Origin of the sequence: Nitratireductor aquibiodomus NL21 = JCM 21793 (assembly GCF_000615975.1) — a bacterium.
Classification (GTDB): Bacteria; Pseudomonadota; Alphaproteobacteria; order Rhizobiales; family Rhizobiaceae; genus Nitratireductor; species Nitratireductor aquibiodomus.
Genome location: NZ_BAMP01000011.1, coordinates 1 through 17,912, shown reverse-complemented (window position 1 = coordinate 17,912; position 17,912 = coordinate 1). Strand labels below are relative to the sequence as shown.

The following is a 17,912-nucleotide window of genomic DNA, read 5'->3' as shown; positions in this document are numbered from 1 at the left end:
AGCCAGAGTAGATCATACTCATCTCCTCGAGACTCCTCCCGACAGTCAGTGTCCGCCCCATCTGTTAACGAAGCTTTAACCATCCGCCGCGCAATTGTCTCAAAGCTGGCGAAAGCCAGGTTTAGCGCCTGATGAAGGCGGCAATTTCGATGTGCGTTTCCCCTTGCATAGCAAGGTTTGACGCTGGCGGTCGTTGACAATCGCGGCCCGCCGGTGTGGTCTGCCGGACGAACGCCGCGAACCGGTGGACTACACTCGCAGGAAACGCACATCATGCCGAAAACCGATATCGCGCGCCGCGTCTTTAATCACGCCTGGAAGCTCGACCCCATCTGCCGCAGCCTGCTGGACACGGACTTCTACAAGCTCCTGATGCTGCAGATGATCTGGGGACTGTATCCGAATGTCGACGCGACCTTCTCTCTCATAAACCGCAACAAGTCAGTCCTGCTGGCCGACGAGATCGATGAGGGGGAACTGCGCGAGCAACTGGATCACGCCCGTGCGATCCGCTTCACCAAAAAGGAAATGATCTGGCTCGCCGGTAATACGTTTTATGGACGCAAGCAGATTTTCCAGCCGGAGTTCCTCAACTGGCTCGCGGATTTCCGGTTACCCGAATATGAGCTCACCCGCCGTGGCGGCCAATACGAACTCAACTTCCATGGCAAGTGGATGGAAACCACCATGTGGGAGATTCCCGCCCTTGCGATCATCAACGAGCTGCGATCGCGCGCTGCCATGCGCTCGCTCGGCCCCTTCGCGCTCGATGTCCTCTATGCCCGCGCCAAGGCCAAGGTCTGGACCAAGGTCGAACGCCTGAAGAAGCTGCCGGACATCAGGATTTCCGATTTTGGCACCAGACGGCGACATTCTTTCCTCTGGCAGCGCTGGTGCGTGGAAGCGCTTAAAGAAGGCATCGGCGACTCCTTTACCGGCACCTCCAACGTGCTTCTCGCCATGGATACGGACCTGGAAGCACTTGGCACGAACGCTCACGAGCTGCCGATGGTGCTGGCAGCGCTGGCCGGAACTGACGAGGAGCTTCTCGAAGCTCCCTATCGCGTTCTCGAAGACTGGCAGAGCTACTACGGCGGCAACCTGCTGATCGTGCTTCCCGATGCATTCGGCACGGAGTCCTTCCTGCGTGACGCCCCGCCATGGGTCGCGGACTGGACGGGCTTCCGCCCCGACAGCGCACCTCCAATCGAAGGCGGGGAACGCATCATGGGGTTCTGGCGCAAGCACGGCAAAGATCCGCGTGACAAGCTGCTGATCTTTTCCGACGGCCTCGATGTAGACACGATCGAAGCGGCCTACCGCCATTTCGAGGGAAAGGTGCGCATGGCCTTTGGCTGGGGTACCAACCTTACCAATGATTTCGAGAACTGCGCGCCAACGGAAGTGAATGGTCTGAAGGCGATCTCGGTCGTCTGCAAGGTGAGCAGCGCAAATGGCCAACCGGCGGTCAAACTCTCCGACAACCCGGAAAAGGCAACAGGCGACCCAGCCGAAATCGAGCGCTACATAAAACTGTTTGGAACGCAAAACCGCGTTCGCCGCACCGTTTCAGTCTGACAGTCCAGCTTTATGGGCACCGTATCGGCGCGGTCTTTTGCAAATGGCGATAAGCCTGAAACGATCAGGCTTCTTCCAGCATTTCCTTCACAACGGTTGCAAGCTGCTTTAGCGAGAATGGCTTCGGCAGAAAGCCGAACTGTGCATCCTCCGGTAGGTTCTTTGCAAAGGCATCCTCTGCATAACCGGACACAAAGATGAACTTGATGTCGGGCTGCGCCTTGCGCAGCTCGCCAAGCAGTGTCGGACCGTCCATTTCCGGCATCACGACATCAGACACGACAATGTCGACCTTGCCATCCAGCTCGTTGAATATCTCGAGCGCCTCGACGCCGGAGCTGGCCTCATGCACTTCATACCCCCGTGAGGAGAGTGCGCGCACACTGCCCATCCGGACCGCATCCTCATCTTCTACGAGGAGCACGCGTGCAGAGCCTGAAAGGTCTCGATTCTCTTCTTTCGCCTTCGCAGCGTCATTCCCCCGCGCGGCGGCTTCATCGGCAGATTTCTCCGCTTCGCTCGGAACATGACGCGGCAGGAATATGCGGAATGTGGTGCCCTCGCCCAGCTCGGAATCGCAGAAGATGAAGCCACCCGTCTGCTTGACGATGCCATACACCATGGACAGACCAAGCCCGGTTCCCTTGCCCACTTCCTTGGTGGTGAAGAATGGCTCGAATATCTTCTTGATGGTTTCGGGATCGATGCCCGTACCGTGTCGCTCACCTCGACAGCCACATAGTCGGCCGCTGCCATTTCGCGATAAGGAAACTGGGCGCACTCTTCGGCGGAAATGTTCCGGGTCCGCACAGCAAGCTTGCCTCCTTCCGGCATTGCATCGCGTGCGTTGACCGTCAGGTTCACGACAACCTGCTCGAACTGACCGATATCGGCCTTGACCGGCCAAAGATCGCGCCCATGCTCGATGGAGAGTGTGATCTCACTTCCGACCAGGCGCGCAAGCAGCATTCTCAGATCCGCCAGAACATCCGTCAGATTGAGCACTTCCGGACGCAGGGTCTGCCTGCGCGAGAACGCCAGGAGCTGACGCACCAGCGACGCCGCGCGATTGGCATTCTGCTTGATATTCATGATGTCCGGGAAAGACGGATCGGACGGACGGTGGTTTGTCAGAAGGAGGTCAGAGGCCATAATGATGGCCGTCAGGACGTTGTTGAAATCGTGCGCGATGCCGCCGGCAAGCTGTCCTACAGCCTGCATCTTCTGGCTCTGCGCCATCTGCGCCTCGAGCGCCTTCTGCTCGGTGGTTTCCACGGCATAGACGATCGCGGCTTCCTCCGCGCCCTCCCCGCCATCGTGGTCGACCACGGGGTTCACATAGAAGCGCACATGCCGCTCTGCATCATCGGGCAGCATCGTGTCGATCGGCGCGATTTCCGCCTGGCGCTGCTTTGCCCTCTCGAGGGCTGCGGCAAACGCCTCACGGTCGTTCTCGTGAATGACGGCATCAAGCCGGATATGCCGTTCCACGGCATCGCTGTCGACCACACGCGAAAACAGAGAAAGGAACGGAGCATTCGTGCGCAGGATCCGCCCTTCATGATCCACCGAAGCAATCGCCATCGGCGTGGAATTGAAAAAGCGGGTGAAACGCACCTCGGACGCGCGCAGGTCCGCTGACGCGTCCTCACCCAGCTGGCGGTTCAGGACGATCGTGCGGGTTGCTCCCGGAGTTCCCTCGCGGCTTGCAGTCACGCGGTGCATGAAGCGCACCGGAAGCACCTCGCCATCCATGGTGGAGAGGTCGAGATCGATCATCGCGTTGCGCGCAGTGCCCGGATCGGCCTTCACCGCGTTGATCAGCGCCATGCCATCGCCGGCAACGATCTGTGGTAGGCGCACGGCTCCGGGCACGAAATTGGCAAGATCAATGCCCAGCCATTCCGCCAGCGTTGCGTTGATATAGGTCACACGTCCGTCGGGATCGGCCGCGAAAAAGCCCGCCGGTGCATGATCCAGATGATCAATCGCCTTTTGAAGATCGAGGAAGAAGCGTTCCTGCTCGGCGCGTTCTTCCGAAATATCGGCAATCTGCCACGCGGACACCGGCTGACGATAACCCGGCAGCTTGAAAATGCGCGCCCAGGTTCTGTACCAGCGTGCGCCGAGCGCACCACCGGGACGGATGGAGCGCGACAGCCGGAACTCTCCGTCACCTGCGCGCCCGTCGCGCAGCCCCGCCGAAAGCTTCTCCACCACCGGTCCGGCTTCCGGGTTGTCTGACAGAAGCCCGTCGACGGTCTTCACATCGGCCACCGATGTCGCACCCGTCATTTGCGCATAAGCATTGTTTGCATAAAGGATGCGGCCCTTGGTGTCCGCAACCACGAGGCCCTCCTCCATGGAATCGACAAAGGCCCTGGAGAGTTCACTTCCCGCCGAACGCGGCGCGACCTGCACGAAACCGATGGCTGTCGCGAACAGAAACCCCACGCCGATCATCGCCAGAATGCCGAGAAGTCCGAGCAGAAACGGATCTCCCAGCCGTTCGCGGAAAACCGAGAACGCAATCGCAGAAAGGGTCAGTATGACGATGAATATGATCAGGCGCGTGATGGCACCGGGTCGAGCACTCTGGTCGACAATCGGTGCTGCGTGGATTTCTCCCCCGGTCTGCTTGGCCATGCGTTTCCCGTCTGTCGCGCCCAATTCCTGCCAGGCTCCACGCGAACCCGGCCTCTCCGGGATATATCAGGGCTCCCGGCATCTGCAAGCGTACACATGTAATCGAAACGCAAATCGCCTTTCTTTGCGCGAATTTTGCTGCTGAAAACCATGCAGTCAGGCCCCCTCGGCGCACCCGCGGGTTGCCGCGTCCCTGCGAGACGCATAGTTTGGCTGATCTAATTGAAAGTGGAGTAGACGAATGCGCGACTGGCTCGTGGGATTTTTTGGAGAGGCTTACGCGACCGCGGCCTTCTGGACGATCATTCTCATAGCCGTCGCCGTCGTCCTTCTGGTGTTTCTCCGGGTAAACCGCCGGTTTACCGCCGGGACCTTTATCTCCGGCGCGCGTGGCAGGCAGCCGCGACTGGCTGTGACGGACGCCACCCCCGTGGACAACCACAGACGTCTCATACTGGTGCGCCGCGATGATGTGGAACACCTCATCCTGATCGGCGGACCAGGCGATCTCGTGATCGAAACCAATATCGGGCCCCGTGCCACGACTGCCGAGCCTGCGACGCACCAAGTCGAAGAACCAGCTGCGCCAGTCGAACCACGAGCCTCCGGCATGCAGGAACCGGATATGGAGAGAGAAGCGCCCCGCACCGCCCCCTCTTCGCCGGAACCGGAAATGCCTGAGCCCGAGCCCGAACGCCGCCCGTCAGCACCGGAACCGACGATCCAGATAGCCAGTCGGCCGACACCCGCTCCGGCGCCGGCGCCCCGCCGTTATCCGGCAGAAGCAGTGACAGAAGCCCCACAGCCAATGCGAGACCCCGTGTCGGCGCCCGCTCCGCGGCGCGCCGTTACAGCGGCATCGATCGGTTCGCTTGCCGCCGTGACGCCGGCTGCCCCGAAACGTGAGCCGAATATCGAAGACGCCGGGGAACACCGGCCACCAGAACCCGACGCCGGTTCGCGACACACAGACGAGGCGCCTGCCGTTGATTTTGAAGTCTCACACGCAGAGCAATCCGCCACACAGAATCAGGCCGGCGAACACACGCTCGAAGATGAGATGAGCCGCCTGCTTGAAGAGCTTTCAGAACAGAAACACTGACGACCCGGTTCAAGGCTCTCACCAGACGGTGGACAAGAAAAAAGCGCCAGCCCAGAGGGGTGGCGCGCACAAAACAAGACAAGCCCGGGTCAAAGCCTGCTTAAAGTAGAGTATCAATCGTCGCGATAGACTTTCTCGCGGCGTTCATGACGTTCCTGTGCCTCGATCGACAAGGTCGCAATCGGGCGTGCATCAAGCCGCTTCAGTGAAATCGGCTCACCCGTTTCTTCACAATAACCGTAGGTCCCCTCCTCGATGCGCTGCAGGGCGGCATCGATCTTGGAAATTAGCTTGCGCTGGCGGTCCCGCGCTCGCAGTTCGATTGCGCGATCCGTTTCGGACGACGCACGGTCAGCGAGGTCCGGGTGATTTGCACTTTCTTGTTGCAGTACCTCGAGGGTCTCACGCGCTTCTTTGAGAATGTCGCTTTTCCAACGCAGCAATTTCGCACGGAAATATGAGCGTTGGCGCTCATTCATGAAGGGTTCGTCCTCGGTGGGCACGTATTCGGCATTTCTGAGCTCATTCATCGAGTCACCCTGAGATGTTTTGACGCCCGCGCCTATATATTCACGCACCCCCGCAACCACAAGCATAAAGGCCGCATGCTTCACGCTTTTGTTAATTGCAGCGGAAATAGTGGATATCTCCTACTCCAAACGCGGGATGCGTATAAACTCCCCGGGGAGATCAAGGGATTCCACGGAGGATAAAATGACGGAAAATCCGCGCAGTTTTGGTTCAAACCAGCAGCTTCTTGGCGCGTTTTCTTCGTTTTTTCCCGGATTTTGGTAATGTCCCGCCTTTTCCTGCTTCGCCACGCAAAGGCCGGCTGGGCGGCACCTAGTACGTCGGATTTCGACAGAACCCTTACCCAGTCAGGCCAATCCGATGCAAAGGCGCTTGGAATGCGCATGCGCTCAATCGGCCTCATTCCCGATCTGATCCTGTGTTCTCCAGCCAGGCGCGCCGTCGAAACACTTGAATTCGTTGCTTCAACACTCTTCGACAGCCCCCCAAAAACGGAACTTGTCCAGGAATTATACAATTCCGATGCAACGGACTATCTGCACGCCGTGCGGGAAGCGCAGGTGGCTGAGACATTGCTGCTGGTGGGGCACAATCCGATGATGGAGGATCTGGCGTTCGAACTTCCTTCCGCAGGAGATCAACAGGCAATGCGCGGAACCGCCTCCGGCTTTCCCACATGCGGTCTTGCAGTCATCAGCTTTCCCGGACCATTGGCGGACATAAGACGCAATGGCGGGCGGCTCGAAGCCTTCCTGAAGCCGGACCTCTGACGGCACGCTGCGCCAACGGTCTTCAATCATGGCTTTGGGTTCCTATATGCAAGGTCTTGCGATTTTTGAGGATTTCGCCTTTTGGCTTCATTGACCACATACACGGACGAAGCGCGGATCGCTCTCGACACGCTGGCCGGACGCGCCACCGGGCTCGTTTCGCCCTCACTTCGGATCGGCGTTACCGGGCTTTCACGCGCAGGCAAGACCGTTTTCATCACCGCTTTTGTGCACAATCTTCTGCATGGTGGACGGCTACCGCTGTTCGACGCGCAGAGTTCGGGGCGTATTTCCAGGGCCTATCTGGAACACCAGCCGGACGATGCGGTCCCCCGCTTCCAGTATGAAGATCACATCGCCGCGCTTGTCGAAAGCCGTGTCTGGCCCGAATCCACACGCGCCATCTCCGAGCTGCGCCTGACGGTCGAATTCGAATCCGCATCAGCATGGAACCGTCTCCTGTCACGCGGGAAACTATCCTTTGATATCGTTGATTACCCTGGAGAATGGCTGCTCGACCTACCGCTTCTTTCGAAGGATTACGAAACCTTCTGCCACGAGGCGCTAGAGATGGCAGCCCTTCCTGCCCGCGCCGATCTTTCGGCTGAATGGCGCGCCCTGACGCATGAGGTCGACCCGAACGAACCGGCAGATGAAATGACCGCCCGCAGGCTTTTCGAGGCATTTTCATCCTATTTGCGTGCATGCAAGGCCGATCACCGGGCGCTTTCGACGCTGCCACCCGGCCGCTTCCTGATGCCGGGCGATCTGGAGGGTTCCCCGGCATTGACCTTCGCCCCGCTGGGTGTGGAGCCCGGCGCCCGGGGCAAGCCCGGCTCGCTGCATGCCATGATGGAGCGGCGCTATGAGGCATACAAGACGCATGTCGTTCGTCCATTTTTCCGCGAACACATCGCCAGGCTCGACCGACAGATCGTGCTGATCGACGCAATGCAGGCCATGAACGCGGGCGCCGAGGCCGTTACCGACCTCGAACGGGCGCTGACCGAGATCCTCTCATGCTTCCGCCAGGGGCGGGGCAATCTCCTGACGGGGCTTTTTTCGCACCGCATCGACCGGATTCTGGTCGCGGCCACCAAGGCGGACCACATCCACCACGAAAGCCATGACCGGTTGCAGGCAATCGTGCGCCGGCTCGCCGACCGTGCCATCGCGCGGGCCGGTTTTTCCGGCGCCGCGGTCGACGTTCTCGCCATGGCCGCCGTGCGGGCGACGCGCGAGGGAACAGTAAGACAGGCCAAGGAGACACTGCCCGTCATCATCGGAACACCGCTGGAGGGCGAAACCATTGCCGGTGAGACCTTCGACGGCGAAACCGAAACGGCAATTTTTCCAGGCGATCTGCCCGAAAAGCCCGGTTTGATCTTTCAGCAACCGGGACCGGATGAAGAAAACGCCGGCTCCGCTCCCGAGAACCCGCTCCGTTTCGTGCGGTTTCGCCCGCCGCGTCTCGAGCGAACCGCCGAAGGCCTCACCCTTTCCCTCCCGCATATCAGACTTGACCGGGCCCTTCAGTTTCTTGTCGGAGACCAACTCGCATGAAGAGAGCGCCCGCATCGTTTCGCATAGATCCGCCGAGACCCGAAAAGGTCGAAAAGCCGGCAGCCAAACGAAAACAGCAGGTGGTTGGCCCGGGCAAGGCAGTAGCGGTGGTCGCCGAAAGCGACGATTATTTCGCCGAGCCGGATCTGGCTCTCACCACCCCTCCGCCGGTTCCATCGCGGCGCCGCTCCATACTGGGCCGCGTCTTCTTCACCGCCTTCGGTATCCTCGTTTCGCTGGCAATCGGTCTCTGGACCGACCGGTTGATCCGTGACCTCTTCACCCGCGCCGACTGGCTGGGCTGGCTGGCGCTCGGCGTGGCCGCGACAGCGCTGCTGGCGTTCGTGGCAATCCTTGTTCGTGAAGCACTCGGCATCATGCGGCTCGCTTCCATCGAGGCGATGCGCCGGGATGCAGCGGACGCGATCCTTCGCAATAACACCGCAGAAGCCAGGAAAACGGTGGATCACCTCATGGGTCTGCTGGCGCGCAAGCCCGAGACGGCCGCCGGCCGCGCGACGCTGCAGGGCCTCAAAGACGATGTTATCGACGGCGCGGACCTTCTCGCAGTTGCCGAGAAGGAACTGCTCGCGCCCCTCGACGCCATGGCACGAACCCAGGTTTTGAACGCGGCCAAGCGCGTGTCCGTGGTGACCGCGGTATCTCCCCGGGCGCTGGTCGACATCGCTTATGTGCTCTTTGAGGCTGCGCGGCTGACACGCCGCATTGCCGATCTCTATGGCGGGCGGCCCGGATTCCTCGGATTCATGCGCCTTGTGCGCAGCATTTTCACGCATCTTGCCATCACCGGCTCCATGGCCGCCGGCGAAACGCTGGTTCAGCAGGTCGTGGGCCACGGGCTTGCAGCACGCCTTTCTGCGAAACTCGGCGAAGGTGTGGTCAACGGCATGATGACGGCGCGCATCGGTATCGCCGCCATGGACGCCGCCCGTCCCCTCCCGTTCAACGCCGTTCAGCGCCCGGGCATCAGCGACTTTCTGAAAGCACTCACGAGTTTCGCGTCGAGCGAGAAGACCGGCAAGGATAGCGCGAAAACATAGCGCCAGTTTCTCTGAAGTCGTCGGCTGATCGGGTGAGTCTCAAAAGACACACTCGCGAACTATCGCAACCGGGGTTCCGGGTTTGATGCACTCGGCCGCTGCACCGAATCAGGTCGGTATGGTAGACAAAGCCTTAACCAATCTGCGGCAGGATTCCCGCTAGATTTCTTTTTCAACCTGATCTGGTTCTTTAGCTCATGCTGAAATTCGCGCTCAAGCTCGCTCTTCTGGCCGCTGCAGCAGCCCCGATTTCCGGTTTGGCCGGCACGGCGGAAGCTTCGGAAAAGGAGCGGCGCTTTTTCCAGTCCGTAGAAGGAAGCTGGTCCGGTCCCGGCGAAATTGTCGCCGGCAAATACAAGGGTACGAAGTTCGTCTGTAATTTCGACGGTGGCACACCCGACAAGAAGATTGGCATGGCACTCGACGGAAGCTGTCGTGTCGGGGTCTTCACGCAGCCCATGAAGGCCAGCGTGGTACGTGGAAAGGGCGGCTACATCGGAACCTTCCTCGATGGCGCGGCCGGCAAGGGTCTTGATGTCACCGGCGGCAAGGTGATCGGAAACGACGTGGTGTTCGCTCTTCACCGCTCATCGCTCAGCGGTGCGATGCGCGCGCGCATTAGCGACAATAACACGATGCACATCACTATTTCGGTGCAGGTGAACGACGATATGGTTCCGGTGATCGGAATGAAGTTGAAGCGCACGGATTCCGGCGGCATCGAAGCCATCGCCCGGCAGTAATCGCTGGTGCCTTGTGGGCGCCATGTCGATCATGTCGTCAGGTTTTCGGGAAGAAAGCGGCTTTCAGCCGCTTTTTTTGTCTCCATCGACGCGCCACCACATTCCGTCGGGCGTAATTCGCTCCATACCGCTCTGATCCAGCGTTTCAAGGAGCGCTCTGGCGCTTTTTCCGCCAATCTCCCGCTCCGGTGCAATCTCGGTCAGTGGAGCCAGGACAAATGCACGCTCGGCCATGCGCGGATGCGGTATCGTCAGCCCGGCATCGTCCACGGTGCGGTCACCGTAAAACAGGATGTCAACGTCGATGGGGCGCGGCCCCCAGCGCTCCGCCCGTATGCGCTTGAGTGCCCGTTCGATCGTCAGGCATTGCTCGAGGAGCGTATGCGGATCAAGGCTGGTGCGCACCATGGCAACGGCATTGAGAAAATCGGGCTGATCGAGCTTGCCCCACGGGGGCGTGCGATAGAGCGACGAGACGGCGAGAACCTCCGTATCGTGCCGTGCATCGAGGGCCGCCAAAACCATCTGCATCGCCCGGCGCGGGTCTCCGATATTGCCCCCCAGACCCAGATAAACGTCCTGCATTCTACTGCGGCCAGACCACGGAAACCTCGACATAGTCCAGAACTCCGGGAACAGGAGCGTTGGGCTTGCGTATCGTGATTTCAGAACGCGCAATCTGCGGGAAGCGGGCAGCAAGTGCCTTCGCCACTTCCAGCGCCAAAGCCTCAATCAGAAATCGACGCTTGCCAGCGACGATCTCTTCAATGACCTTGAAGGCCGCGCCGTAGTCGACCGTTCCCTCCAGAGAATCATCGCTAAGCGCACGGCCAGGCTCCACGGTCAGCACCGCATCCACATAGAAGCGCTGGCCAAGGCGCTCTTCTTCGTCGTGCACGCCGTGACGCGCGAAGAAAGCGCAGTTCTTCATCCGGATTACATACATCATCGCCTCACCGGCCTATCTCTGCGCTGCAAGCATAGCATCTGCTACCTTCAGCGAATCCCTGTTGATTGCGACATCGTGCACCCGAAAAACGGCTGCGCCCTTCATTCGCAGCAGCGCACTGGTCGCCGCCGTTCCCATATCCCGATCTTCTGCGCTCTCGCGGCCCGTGACCGCACCCACGAAGCGCTTTCGCGATGTACCGACAAGCAGGGGAAATGCAAGGCCGGCCAGTTCTTCGAAACGAGCCATGATCTCGATGTTCTCCTGCGTGTCCTTGGCAAAGCCGAAACCCGGGTCAAGCAAGATCTGTTCATCTCGAACGCCGGCATGGCGGGCGATTTCCAGCGAGCGGCGCAGAAACGAGAACTGATCGGCGATCACGTCGGAAAGCTTCTCGCGCTCTCGGCCGGTGTGCATGATGACGAGCCCTGCCCCGCTTTGCGATGCGACCTCTGCAATGCCCGGCTCGCGCTGAAGCCCCCAGACATCATTGACGATATGGGCTCCCGCAGCGACGGCGAGCCGTGCCGTCTCGGCCCGGTAGGTATCTACGGAAAGAAGGACGTCATCGCGCCCCGCGAGCGCCTCGAACACAGGCAGAATCCGATCCTGCTCTTCGGCAGCGGATACCGGCGCACCGCCAGGACGGGTCGATTCGCCACCGATATCGACAATGCGTGCCCCCTCGCCGATCAGTCTGTCTGCCTGACGGAGCGCGGACTCGACGCCGACAAAGGCACCGCCATCGGAAAAACTGTCCGGCGTAACGTTCAGAATGCCCATGATGATCGCGTCGGGGCCGAGCGCGAGCTCGCGCCCATGCGCAAGTTTCCAGACAGGAAAAGTCATCAGGCTTTCAGCCTCCGGATCACAATCAGGCGTTTTTGCGGCTCATTGCCGCCAAAATCAACCGCAATGTGTTTGACCGGTCGACTCGGAAACCGGAAGCGCCGGGCTTGTCATCGCGCAACCGACGTCGCAGGGTGAAGATCGGAGACATCATGAGACGCATCACGCTGACACTCGCCCTGCTGGCACTGGGTACCTTTCCCACCGCGAGCGCCGACATTTCACGCACCTACAGCTACTTCTCCATCGGCGGAAAAACGCTGAGCGAAATTGAAGAACAGCTCCGCTCGCGTGGACCGCATGTGCAGAGCACCGGGCAGAGACACCCCGGCGCGACACGGATGGAGTTCAAGACCAGGATAACCTACGAGGAAGAAAACCGGCGCTGCCGCATCGCCAACGTCAGGGTTTCGGTCAAGGCGCGGGTCTTCCTCCCCCGCTGGCGCAACCGAAGGAGCGCCGGACCGGAAACCGCACTCATCTGGGATACGCTGTCAAAAGACATCAAGCGCCATGAAGAAAGCCATCTGGGAATTGCCAAACGCTACGCGCGCAGCATCGAAAACGGGATTGGCAATCTTGCACCGCGCTCTTCCTGTGAAGCCCTTCAGGCGCGCGCCGAACAGGTGACGCAGAAGAATCTCGAAGAACACGATGCGGCGCAGGCAAGATTCGACCGCATCGAAAGCGGCAACTTCGAATGGCGCCTGATGCGGCTGCTCAATTACCGGCTGGAACAGCTCGAAAAGGGACGGAACCCCGGTTAGAACGCTTCACCGCGCAGTTGCGGCCATCGGATGCTTCCAGTTGGCCACGGGCTCTTTTGCTCAGGCCTGCCGTTCGGGAATGCGCACCACCAGACCATCGAGATCATCACGCACGATGATCTGGCAGGACAGGCGCGAGGTGGGCTGAACCTCGTAAGCGAAGTCCAGCATGTCCTCTTCCATTGCCTCAGGCTGGCCGACCGTATCGGACCACCGCTCCTCCACATAAACATGGCAGGTCGCACAGGCACACGCACCGCCACACTCGGCTTCAATGCCGGGCACGGCATTGCGAATGGCGTTCTCCATGACCGTGGAGCCGTTTTCGGCATCCACCTCAAAGCGCGTGCCATCGGGAACGATATAGGTGATCTTCGGCATGCGGATACTCGGCAGTTTTTTGGATTTGATGCGGGTGCGTGGAGATGGAGCGCGCTACTTCGGCGAGGCCCGTTGCACCCCGGGTTTCGCGCATCACTTATGGTTTTTGGAGACGAAAGGCAATCCGTATGCTGGGATGCGACATCGCATCAGCTTAATTCAGAAATGAATTCATTGGCTTCGTGGATCAGGCTTACCAGGCACATTATGCTCTCCTCGTCTGCTGGTTCTTTTTCGACACCAGCAGCACAGGCGGCAATTTCCATCGCGCCGACCCCTCGTGCCGATCCGACGAGTGCATGCGCCATCTCGCGCCTCGATTGAAGGTCCGAAGTGCGAATGCGCTCGCCGAGCCCTTCTGTATGCCTGCGGAACATGCCGAGGACTTCAAGGGCCAGCGCCTGATCGCCCATGGTCTGACGCGACAGGTGTTTCAGATCGACCGGCGTCGGGCCAGCAGACACATCTCTCTCCTCAAAAAGCTTGGCATGATTTGATCCGCGCATCGGTCCCCAGCTTCCTCTACGGCACCCTTCACACACTATTAGTGCCGGATGGACAACGGGTTAACGGCTTCGCTTCAAAGCGACGCTTTCACCAAAAACGTCGTTAACCTTATGTTTAAACTTTTACACATCGGACCGATTGCATGTTTTCAACAGGCTCTTGTCCCATTACGATACGATTGGCTCATTTTGGGCATAGTGTCGGAGTACGAGGTTCCTCAAGTTTGCGTATGAGGCTCCGGCTGAGAGTAGCTGAGGTTTGGCGGTATGGCGCGTACAGTAGCAAAGAAAAATCAACCCAAGCGCGATTTTGCGAAGGAACTCGAGGATGCCCTCGATCTGGAGCTTGCAGACGGTCTGGAGAATGGCGACCTGGATATCGCTGCCTCCATGGAGGATCTGGAAGCGCAGATCTCTGCAGCAGCCGAGGAACTCGCGCGCGAAAACCGCGACCAGAACGGAGACGGCAAGGTCACCGTGAGCGAGAAGAAAGACACCTCGACGTCCGCCAAGGAAACGGCTGGAAACGCCCCGGGTGCCAATACGGCCGCTCCGGCTTCCAGCGTTGCTGCGCCGGACAAGGCAGGCGCCACGGCCTCCAAGCCTTTGAAAACCGAAGACGCCCCTGTCGACCGCAAGAACCTCACACCGGTCGACCCGGCGCCCGAGAACAACGCTTCCCAGCCATTCGCCCCCGCCAATGACGACCGGGCTGGTGATTTCAGCGCGGTCATGCGCAAATTCGACCGCCGCGCACCCAACACGGCCTATTGGCTCGTCGCAGTTCTCTCCGCCCTGTGGATCGGCGGCGGCATTCTTCTCGGTCAGATGCTTTACGGCTCCGAGCTCTGGCAGATTCGCTCGACCGGTGCCCTTCTGGCGGCGCCGCACGCGATTGCACTGCTCGTCGGCATTGTCGTTCCGGTGATCCTGTTCTGGGGATTTGCCGTCATGGTGCGCCGCGCGCAGGAAATGCGACTTGCCGCGCAATCGATGGCGGAAGCTGCTTTCCGTCTTGCCGAGCCTGAAAACCTCGCCCATGAGCGCATCATGACCGTTGGTCAGGCCGTGCGCCGTGAAGTGCAGGCCATGGGTGACGGCATGGACCGCACCCTCACCCGCGCCGTCGAGCTCGAATCCTTGGTCCACACCGAGGTGAGTGAACTGGAGCGCGCCTATTCGGAGAACGAATCGCGCATCCGCCACCTGGTTGACGGGCTTGGCTCGGAACGTGAAGGCATTGTCGGCCACGCTGAACGCGTACGCGCATCCATCGCCGGCGCGCACGAAATCCTGAAGGACGAGCTGGACACTGCCGGCGAGCGCATCCGTGCGACCATCGCCGAGGCTTCCAAGCAGCTTGCAGCCTCCGTCAACGCATCAAGTGAGGCGCTGCTGAAGCAGCTCGATGGCACCGGCGGCACCCTGCATAAGGGCATCGACGACCGCATCCAGAGCCTTTCGGAACGCATCACCACCTCCGGTGACGCTGTCGCAAGCCTGCTCGACACACGCATCGCGTCCCTGACCAGGGGCACGGAGGATGCAACACAGAACCTCGCCACGCTGTTCGACACGCGGATGGCGACGCTGGCGGAGCGGACCGACGAGGCGACGCAAAAGATCGGCGGTCTGCTCGATTCGCGTGTCTCGGCTCTGGCCGATGGTGCCCAAGAAGCGGCAACCAAGCTTGGCAATGTCCTTGATTCGCGCATCTCAACGTTCAGCCAGAATACACAGGATGCGGAACAGACCCTGACGAAGGTTCTCGATTCGCGCCTCGGCACCCTCACCAAGGAGACCCAGGACGCAGCGCAGACGCTCGGCAATCTGTTCGATGAACGCATGGCAACCCTTGCCGAGCGTACCGACCAGACGACCCGTTCGCTCAACACGCTGTTTGAGACCCGCAGCTCGGCGCTGCTCTCCTCACTGGGTGAGGCGACCGACTCCATGTCGAGCGAATTCGACACCCGTCTTGGCCAGCTCGAGAATGCCGTCACCGAACGTGGCCGGGCGCTCATTGCCGAGTTCACCACCCGCGCCGAAGCGCTCGACGCAGGCACACAGAAGCTCAACTCGGCCCTGGAAGCGCGGGCGCGCAGCATCAACGAAACCCTCGTCGAACGCACCCGGGAGATCGCCAGCACCTTCGCACAGGGCAAGGACGAGGTTTCGGCAGCTGTCGAAGCAGGCAAGTCTGCGCTCGGCAGCGAGCTCTCCGATCTCGTGGCATCGACCAGCATCATGCTGGAGAACACTGCCGGCGAATTCGGCAAGCGTCTCGACCAGAACTGGTCGCAGATGGCCGCGCATTTCGATGAAGGCATTGAGCGTATCGACGCCACCCAGTCGCGAATGAGTGAGGCTGCACAGCGTCAGATCCAGGCCTTTGAAGAAACGCACCAGCGGCTTTCCGGTGCGCTCACCGAAGACATGGAGAAGCTCGATCTGGCGCGCGCAACCTTCGAGGCCGGGATCGGAGAGCAGGTTCAGCAGCTTTCCAGGACACGGGATGCTTTGGTCAGGCGCTCGACGCCAACATCGCCAAGATCGACGAGCACCGCTCGGCCCTCAATGCCGTGATCGAAGACGAGGCCCTGCGCGTCAATGAGATCTTCACCAAACAGACGGGGATCATCGAAGAGCGCACCCAGACCATGGAAAAAGCGCTCTCCATTGGTGTGGAGAATGTGCGCAGCACGCTCGAGAACAGCGCGATCGTGGTCGCCGGCGCCCTGCGCGACAAGGTGATCGAGGCAACCTCGACGCTGAACGAGGAAGCTTCCAAGGTCTTCGAGGACGCTGACCAGCGCATCGCGGCGCGTGCCGAACAGACCGCGTCGACGCTTGGCGCGCGTATTGAGGACATCGATCGCACCTTCGACGACGCCTCCGCGCGCTTCACCGAACGTGCAGGCGTGTTCGCGCAGACATTTGCCGAAGTTGACGGCCGCATTGCAGCGCGCCTTGAATCGACCGCTGAAACGCTGTCGCAGCACACAAGGGCGATCACCGACACGTTCGACGCGGCCGACCGCAAGCTCGTCACCCGCGTTGACCAGACCACCGAACAACTGGCGGCCCGCACCGAGGATCTGTCGAAAACCTTCGAGGATTTCGATCAGCGCATCATCGCGCGCACGCATCAGACTTCGGCCGAGCTGGACGCACGCGCCAGCGCCATGGGCGAATCCCTTTCCAGCCTGCAGGAATGCCTCTCGAACAGCGCCAGCATGATTGCGAGCGCGATTTCCGGCGGCGTCAACGATGCAGACGCCCGCCTACGCGAAAGCGCGGAATCGGTCGCCCAGCATGTCAACCAGCAGCTCTCGACAACGCAGGCGCGCCTTGTCTCCACGGCCGATACGATCGCCCAGACCTTCGCTTCGGTCGACGAGCACATTGGCAAGCGCACGAACGAGACCGTCTCAAACCTGGAAGAGCGGACCCGTGAGCTCAATGCGATCCTCGCCGGTCGTACCTCCGAGATGTCCCGTATTCTGGACGAGACGGCAAAGCCGCTCGTGGAGCGTTTCGCAGCCAGTGGCGGAGAACTGCGCGAAAGCATCGAAGCGATCACGACGGAAACCACGCAGCGTCTGCAGTCCGAGAACGCAGCGCTCCTCAACGCGCTCACCAACCGCACGAATGAAGCGCTTTCGGCCTTCGAGCACGTGCAGTCGAGCCTCAGCGGCCATATCGATGAGCTTCTGCAGAAGCTTGGCGTTTCGGGTCAGCGTCTGGGGGCATTGATCTCCACCGCCTCGAAGAATCTCTCCGAAGTGGATGAGCGGCTCAGCTCCACTGCCACGAACTTCGCCGAAAATGCGGAAAAGGCAGCGGAGACCTTCTCCAATTCCGCAAGCCTCATCAATGCCAACTCGGGCCGCCTGGCCGATTTCTCCGACAGGACGCTGCGTGAGATTTCTGCCATCGCCAGCCGCTTTGAAGATCACAGCAAAGTGCTGGAAACGGCATCCGAGCTGCTCGAACGCGCACAGTCCGGTTTGAGTGGCAATCTCGAAGACCGCCAGAAGGCGCTCGAAGCCCTCGCCTCCGGCCTGGCCGAAAAATCGGAGCACATCGAGCGGACGATGAATGCGTTCGAAGATTTTGTCGGGCGCACACTGACCTCCGCCGAGGGCCGCACGCAGCAATCGGTCGACGGCATCCGCCAGTCGATTGCCGAAGTCGTTGAAGCGGCCACCAGCCGCTTCAGCGGGGCCACGGATGAAATCCGCCGCACGGCCGCTGAAATTCGCAACGAACTGGAGCAGACCCGCAGCGACGTGAAGCGCGGCATCGCAGAACTGCCGGCTGAGGCCAAGCAGTCCACTTCGGCGATGCGCAACGCCATCACCGAACAGGTGAACGCGCTGAAGGAGCTTTCCGACATCGTGTCGAAATCCGGCCGGATGCATGGGCTCGACCAGCAAAGCGAAAGCCGTCTCGCAGCCGAGCCG

13 protein-coding genes and 2 pseudogenes are annotated in these 17,912 nt (G+C 60.5%); 8 read left to right on the top strand and 7 right to left on the bottom strand.

Annotation, left to right across the window (positions count from 1 at the left end; all coding sequences use genetic code 11):
- Nucleotides 1-273 precede the first annotated feature (273 nt).
- Complete coding sequence (pncB, locus tag JCM21793_RS04965; RefSeq protein WP_025029658.1) at nucleotides 274-1,578, top strand: nicotinate phosphoribosyltransferase; 1,305 nt, start codon at nucleotides 274-276, stop codon at nucleotides 1,576-1,578.
- A 64-nt stretch (nucleotides 1,579-1,642) separates the two neighbouring features.
- Here pncB and cckA read toward each other — a convergent pair.
- Nucleotides 1,643-4,224 (bottom strand): annotated as a pseudogene (gene cckA / locus JCM21793_RS24235) (cell cycle histidine kinase CckA).
- A gap of 241 nt (nucleotides 4,225-4,465) precedes the next feature.
- On the opposite strand from cckA, the gene JCM21793_RS28120 reads away from it, so the two are divergent.
- Nucleotides 4,466-5,326 (top strand): flagellar biosynthetic protein FliO, encoded by an 861-nt coding sequence (locus JCM21793_RS28120; protein WP_025029657.1) that lies wholly within the window; start codon nucleotides 4,466-4,468, stop codon nucleotides 5,324-5,326.
- Nucleotides 5,327-5,439: 113 nt separating this feature from the next.
- On the opposite strand, the gene dksA is transcribed toward JCM21793_RS28120, so the two are convergent.
- Entirely contained in the window at nucleotides 5,440-5,856 is a 417-nt protein-coding gene (dksA, locus tag JCM21793_RS04950; protein WP_007008015.1) for an RNA polymerase-binding protein DksA, read from the bottom strand.
- Nucleotides 5,857-6,120: 264 nt separating this feature from the next.
- Here dksA and JCM21793_RS04940 point away from each other — a divergent pair, with 264 nt between their 5' ends.
- The 4 genes from JCM21793_RS04940 (at nucleotide 6,121) to JCM21793_RS04925 (ending at nucleotide 9,994) form a co-directional block, all read left to right on the top strand.
- Nucleotides 6,121-6,627 carry a SixA phosphatase family protein gene (locus JCM21793_RS04940; protein ID WP_025029656.1) on the top strand — a complete coding sequence of 169 codons (507 nt, stop codon included), beginning with the start codon at nucleotides 6,121-6,123 and terminating at the stop codon, nucleotides 6,625-6,627.
- A gap of 81 nt (nucleotides 6,628-6,708) precedes the next feature.
- Nucleotides 6,709-8,190 (top strand): YcjX family GTP-binding protein, encoded by a 1,482-nt coding sequence (locus tag JCM21793_RS04935; protein WP_025029655.1) that lies wholly within the window; start codon nucleotides 6,709-6,711, stop codon nucleotides 8,188-8,190.
- Nucleotides 8,187-9,251 (top strand): YcjF family protein, encoded by a 1,065-nt coding sequence (locus tag JCM21793_RS04930; RefSeq protein ID WP_025029654.1) that lies wholly within the window; start codon nucleotides 8,187-8,189, stop codon nucleotides 9,249-9,251. Before JCM21793_RS04935 ends, JCM21793_RS04930 begins: the two co-directional genes overlap by 4 nt.
- Before the next feature lie 197 nt (nucleotides 9,252-9,448).
- Nucleotides 9,449-9,994, top strand: a complete 546-nt coding sequence (locus tag JCM21793_RS04925) for a hypothetical protein (protein WP_025029653.1) — start codon at nucleotides 9,449-9,451, stop codon at nucleotides 9,992-9,994.
- Nucleotides 9,995-10,057: 63 nt separating this feature from the next.
- On the opposite strand, the gene folK is transcribed toward JCM21793_RS04925, so the two are convergent.
- The 3 genes from folK to folP are packed head-to-tail and all read right to left on the bottom strand — an operon-like array spanning nucleotide 10,058 to nucleotide 11,792.
- Nucleotides 10,058-10,579 (bottom strand): 2-amino-4-hydroxy-6-hydroxymethyldihydropteridine diphosphokinase, encoded by a 522-nt coding sequence (folK, locus tag JCM21793_RS04920; RefSeq protein ID WP_025029652.1) that lies wholly within the window; start codon nucleotides 10,577-10,579, stop codon nucleotides 10,058-10,060.
- A gap of 1 nt (nucleotide 10,580) precedes the next feature.
- A complete protein-coding gene (gene folB, locus JCM21793_RS04915) occupies nucleotides 10,581-10,940 on the bottom strand; it encodes a dihydroneopterin aldolase (protein ID WP_007007133.1) in 360 nt (119 codons plus the stop codon).
- A 15-nt stretch (nucleotides 10,941-10,955) separates the two neighbouring features.
- Nucleotides 10,956-11,792: a dihydropteroate synthase gene (gene folP, locus JCM21793_RS04910; RefSeq protein WP_025029651.1), complete on the bottom strand. Its 837-nt coding sequence runs from the start codon at nucleotides 11,790-11,792 to the stop codon at nucleotides 10,956-10,958.
- A gap of 152 nt (nucleotides 11,793-11,944) precedes the next feature.
- Here folP and JCM21793_RS04905 point away from each other — a divergent pair, with 152 nt between their 5' ends.
- Complete coding sequence (locus JCM21793_RS04905) at nucleotides 11,945-12,559, top strand: DUF922 domain-containing Zn-dependent protease (protein WP_025029650.1); 615 nt, start codon at nucleotides 11,945-11,947, stop codon at nucleotides 12,557-12,559.
- 60 nt (nucleotides 12,560-12,619) lie between these two features.
- On the opposite strand, the gene JCM21793_RS04900 is transcribed toward JCM21793_RS04905, so the two are convergent.
- Both JCM21793_RS04900 and JCM21793_RS04895 read right to left on the bottom strand, forming a co-directional pair.
- Nucleotides 12,620-12,940 (bottom strand): 2Fe-2S iron-sulfur cluster-binding protein, encoded by a 321-nt coding sequence (locus JCM21793_RS04900; protein ID WP_025029649.1) that lies wholly within the window; start codon nucleotides 12,938-12,940, stop codon nucleotides 12,620-12,622.
- A gap of 149 nt (nucleotides 12,941-13,089) precedes the next feature.
- Nucleotides 13,090-13,404 (bottom strand): Hpt domain-containing protein, encoded by a 315-nt coding sequence (locus JCM21793_RS04895; protein ID WP_244439668.1) that lies wholly within the window; start codon nucleotides 13,402-13,404, stop codon nucleotides 13,090-13,092.
- Nucleotides 13,405-13,713: 309 nt separating this feature from the next.
- On the opposite strand from JCM21793_RS04895, the pseudogene JCM21793_RS31695 reads away from it, so the two are divergent.
- Nucleotides 13,714-17,912 (top strand): annotated as a pseudogene (locus JCM21793_RS31695) (apolipoprotein A-IV repeat region-like domain-containing protein); the annotation flags it as partial.

Bases quoted from the DNA above. Each gene is read 5' to 3' on its own strand.
- pncB (WP_025029658.1), top strand. From the start codon at position 274: ATGCCGAAAACCGATATCGCGCGCCGCGTCTTTAATCACGCCTGGAAG.
- JCM21793_RS28120 (WP_025029657.1), top strand. From the start codon at position 4,466: ATGCGCGACTGGCTCGTGGGATTTTTTGGAGAGGCTTACGCGACCGCG.
- dksA (WP_007008015.1), bottom strand. From the start codon at position 5,856: ATGAATGAGCTCAGAAATGCCGAATACGTGCCCACCGAGGACGAACCC.
- JCM21793_RS04940 (WP_025029656.1), top strand. From the start codon at position 6,121: ATGTCCCGCCTTTTCCTGCTTCGCCACGCAAAGGCCGGCTGGGCGGCA.
- JCM21793_RS04930 (WP_025029654.1), top strand. From the start codon at position 8,187: ATGAAGAGAGCGCCCGCATCGTTTCGCATAGATCCGCCGAGACCCGAA.
- JCM21793_RS04925 (WP_025029653.1), top strand. From the start codon at position 9,449: ATGCTGAAATTCGCGCTCAAGCTCGCTCTTCTGGCCGCTGCAGCAGCC.
- folK (WP_025029652.1), bottom strand. From the start codon at position 10,579: ATGCAGGACGTTTATCTGGGTCTGGGGGGCAATATCGGAGACCCGCGC.
- folB (WP_007007133.1), bottom strand. From the start codon at position 10,940: ATGTATGTAATCCGGATGAAGAACTGCGCTTTCTTCGCGCGTCACGGC.
- folP (WP_025029651.1), bottom strand. From the start codon at position 11,792: ATGACTTTTCCTGTCTGGAAACTTGCGCATGGGCGCGAGCTCGCGCTC.
- JCM21793_RS04905 (WP_025029650.1), top strand. From the start codon at position 11,945: ATGAGACGCATCACGCTGACACTCGCCCTGCTGGCACTGGGTACCTTT.
- JCM21793_RS04900 (WP_025029649.1), bottom strand. From the start codon at position 12,940: ATGCCGAAGATCACCTATATCGTTCCCGATGGCACGCGCTTTGAGGTG.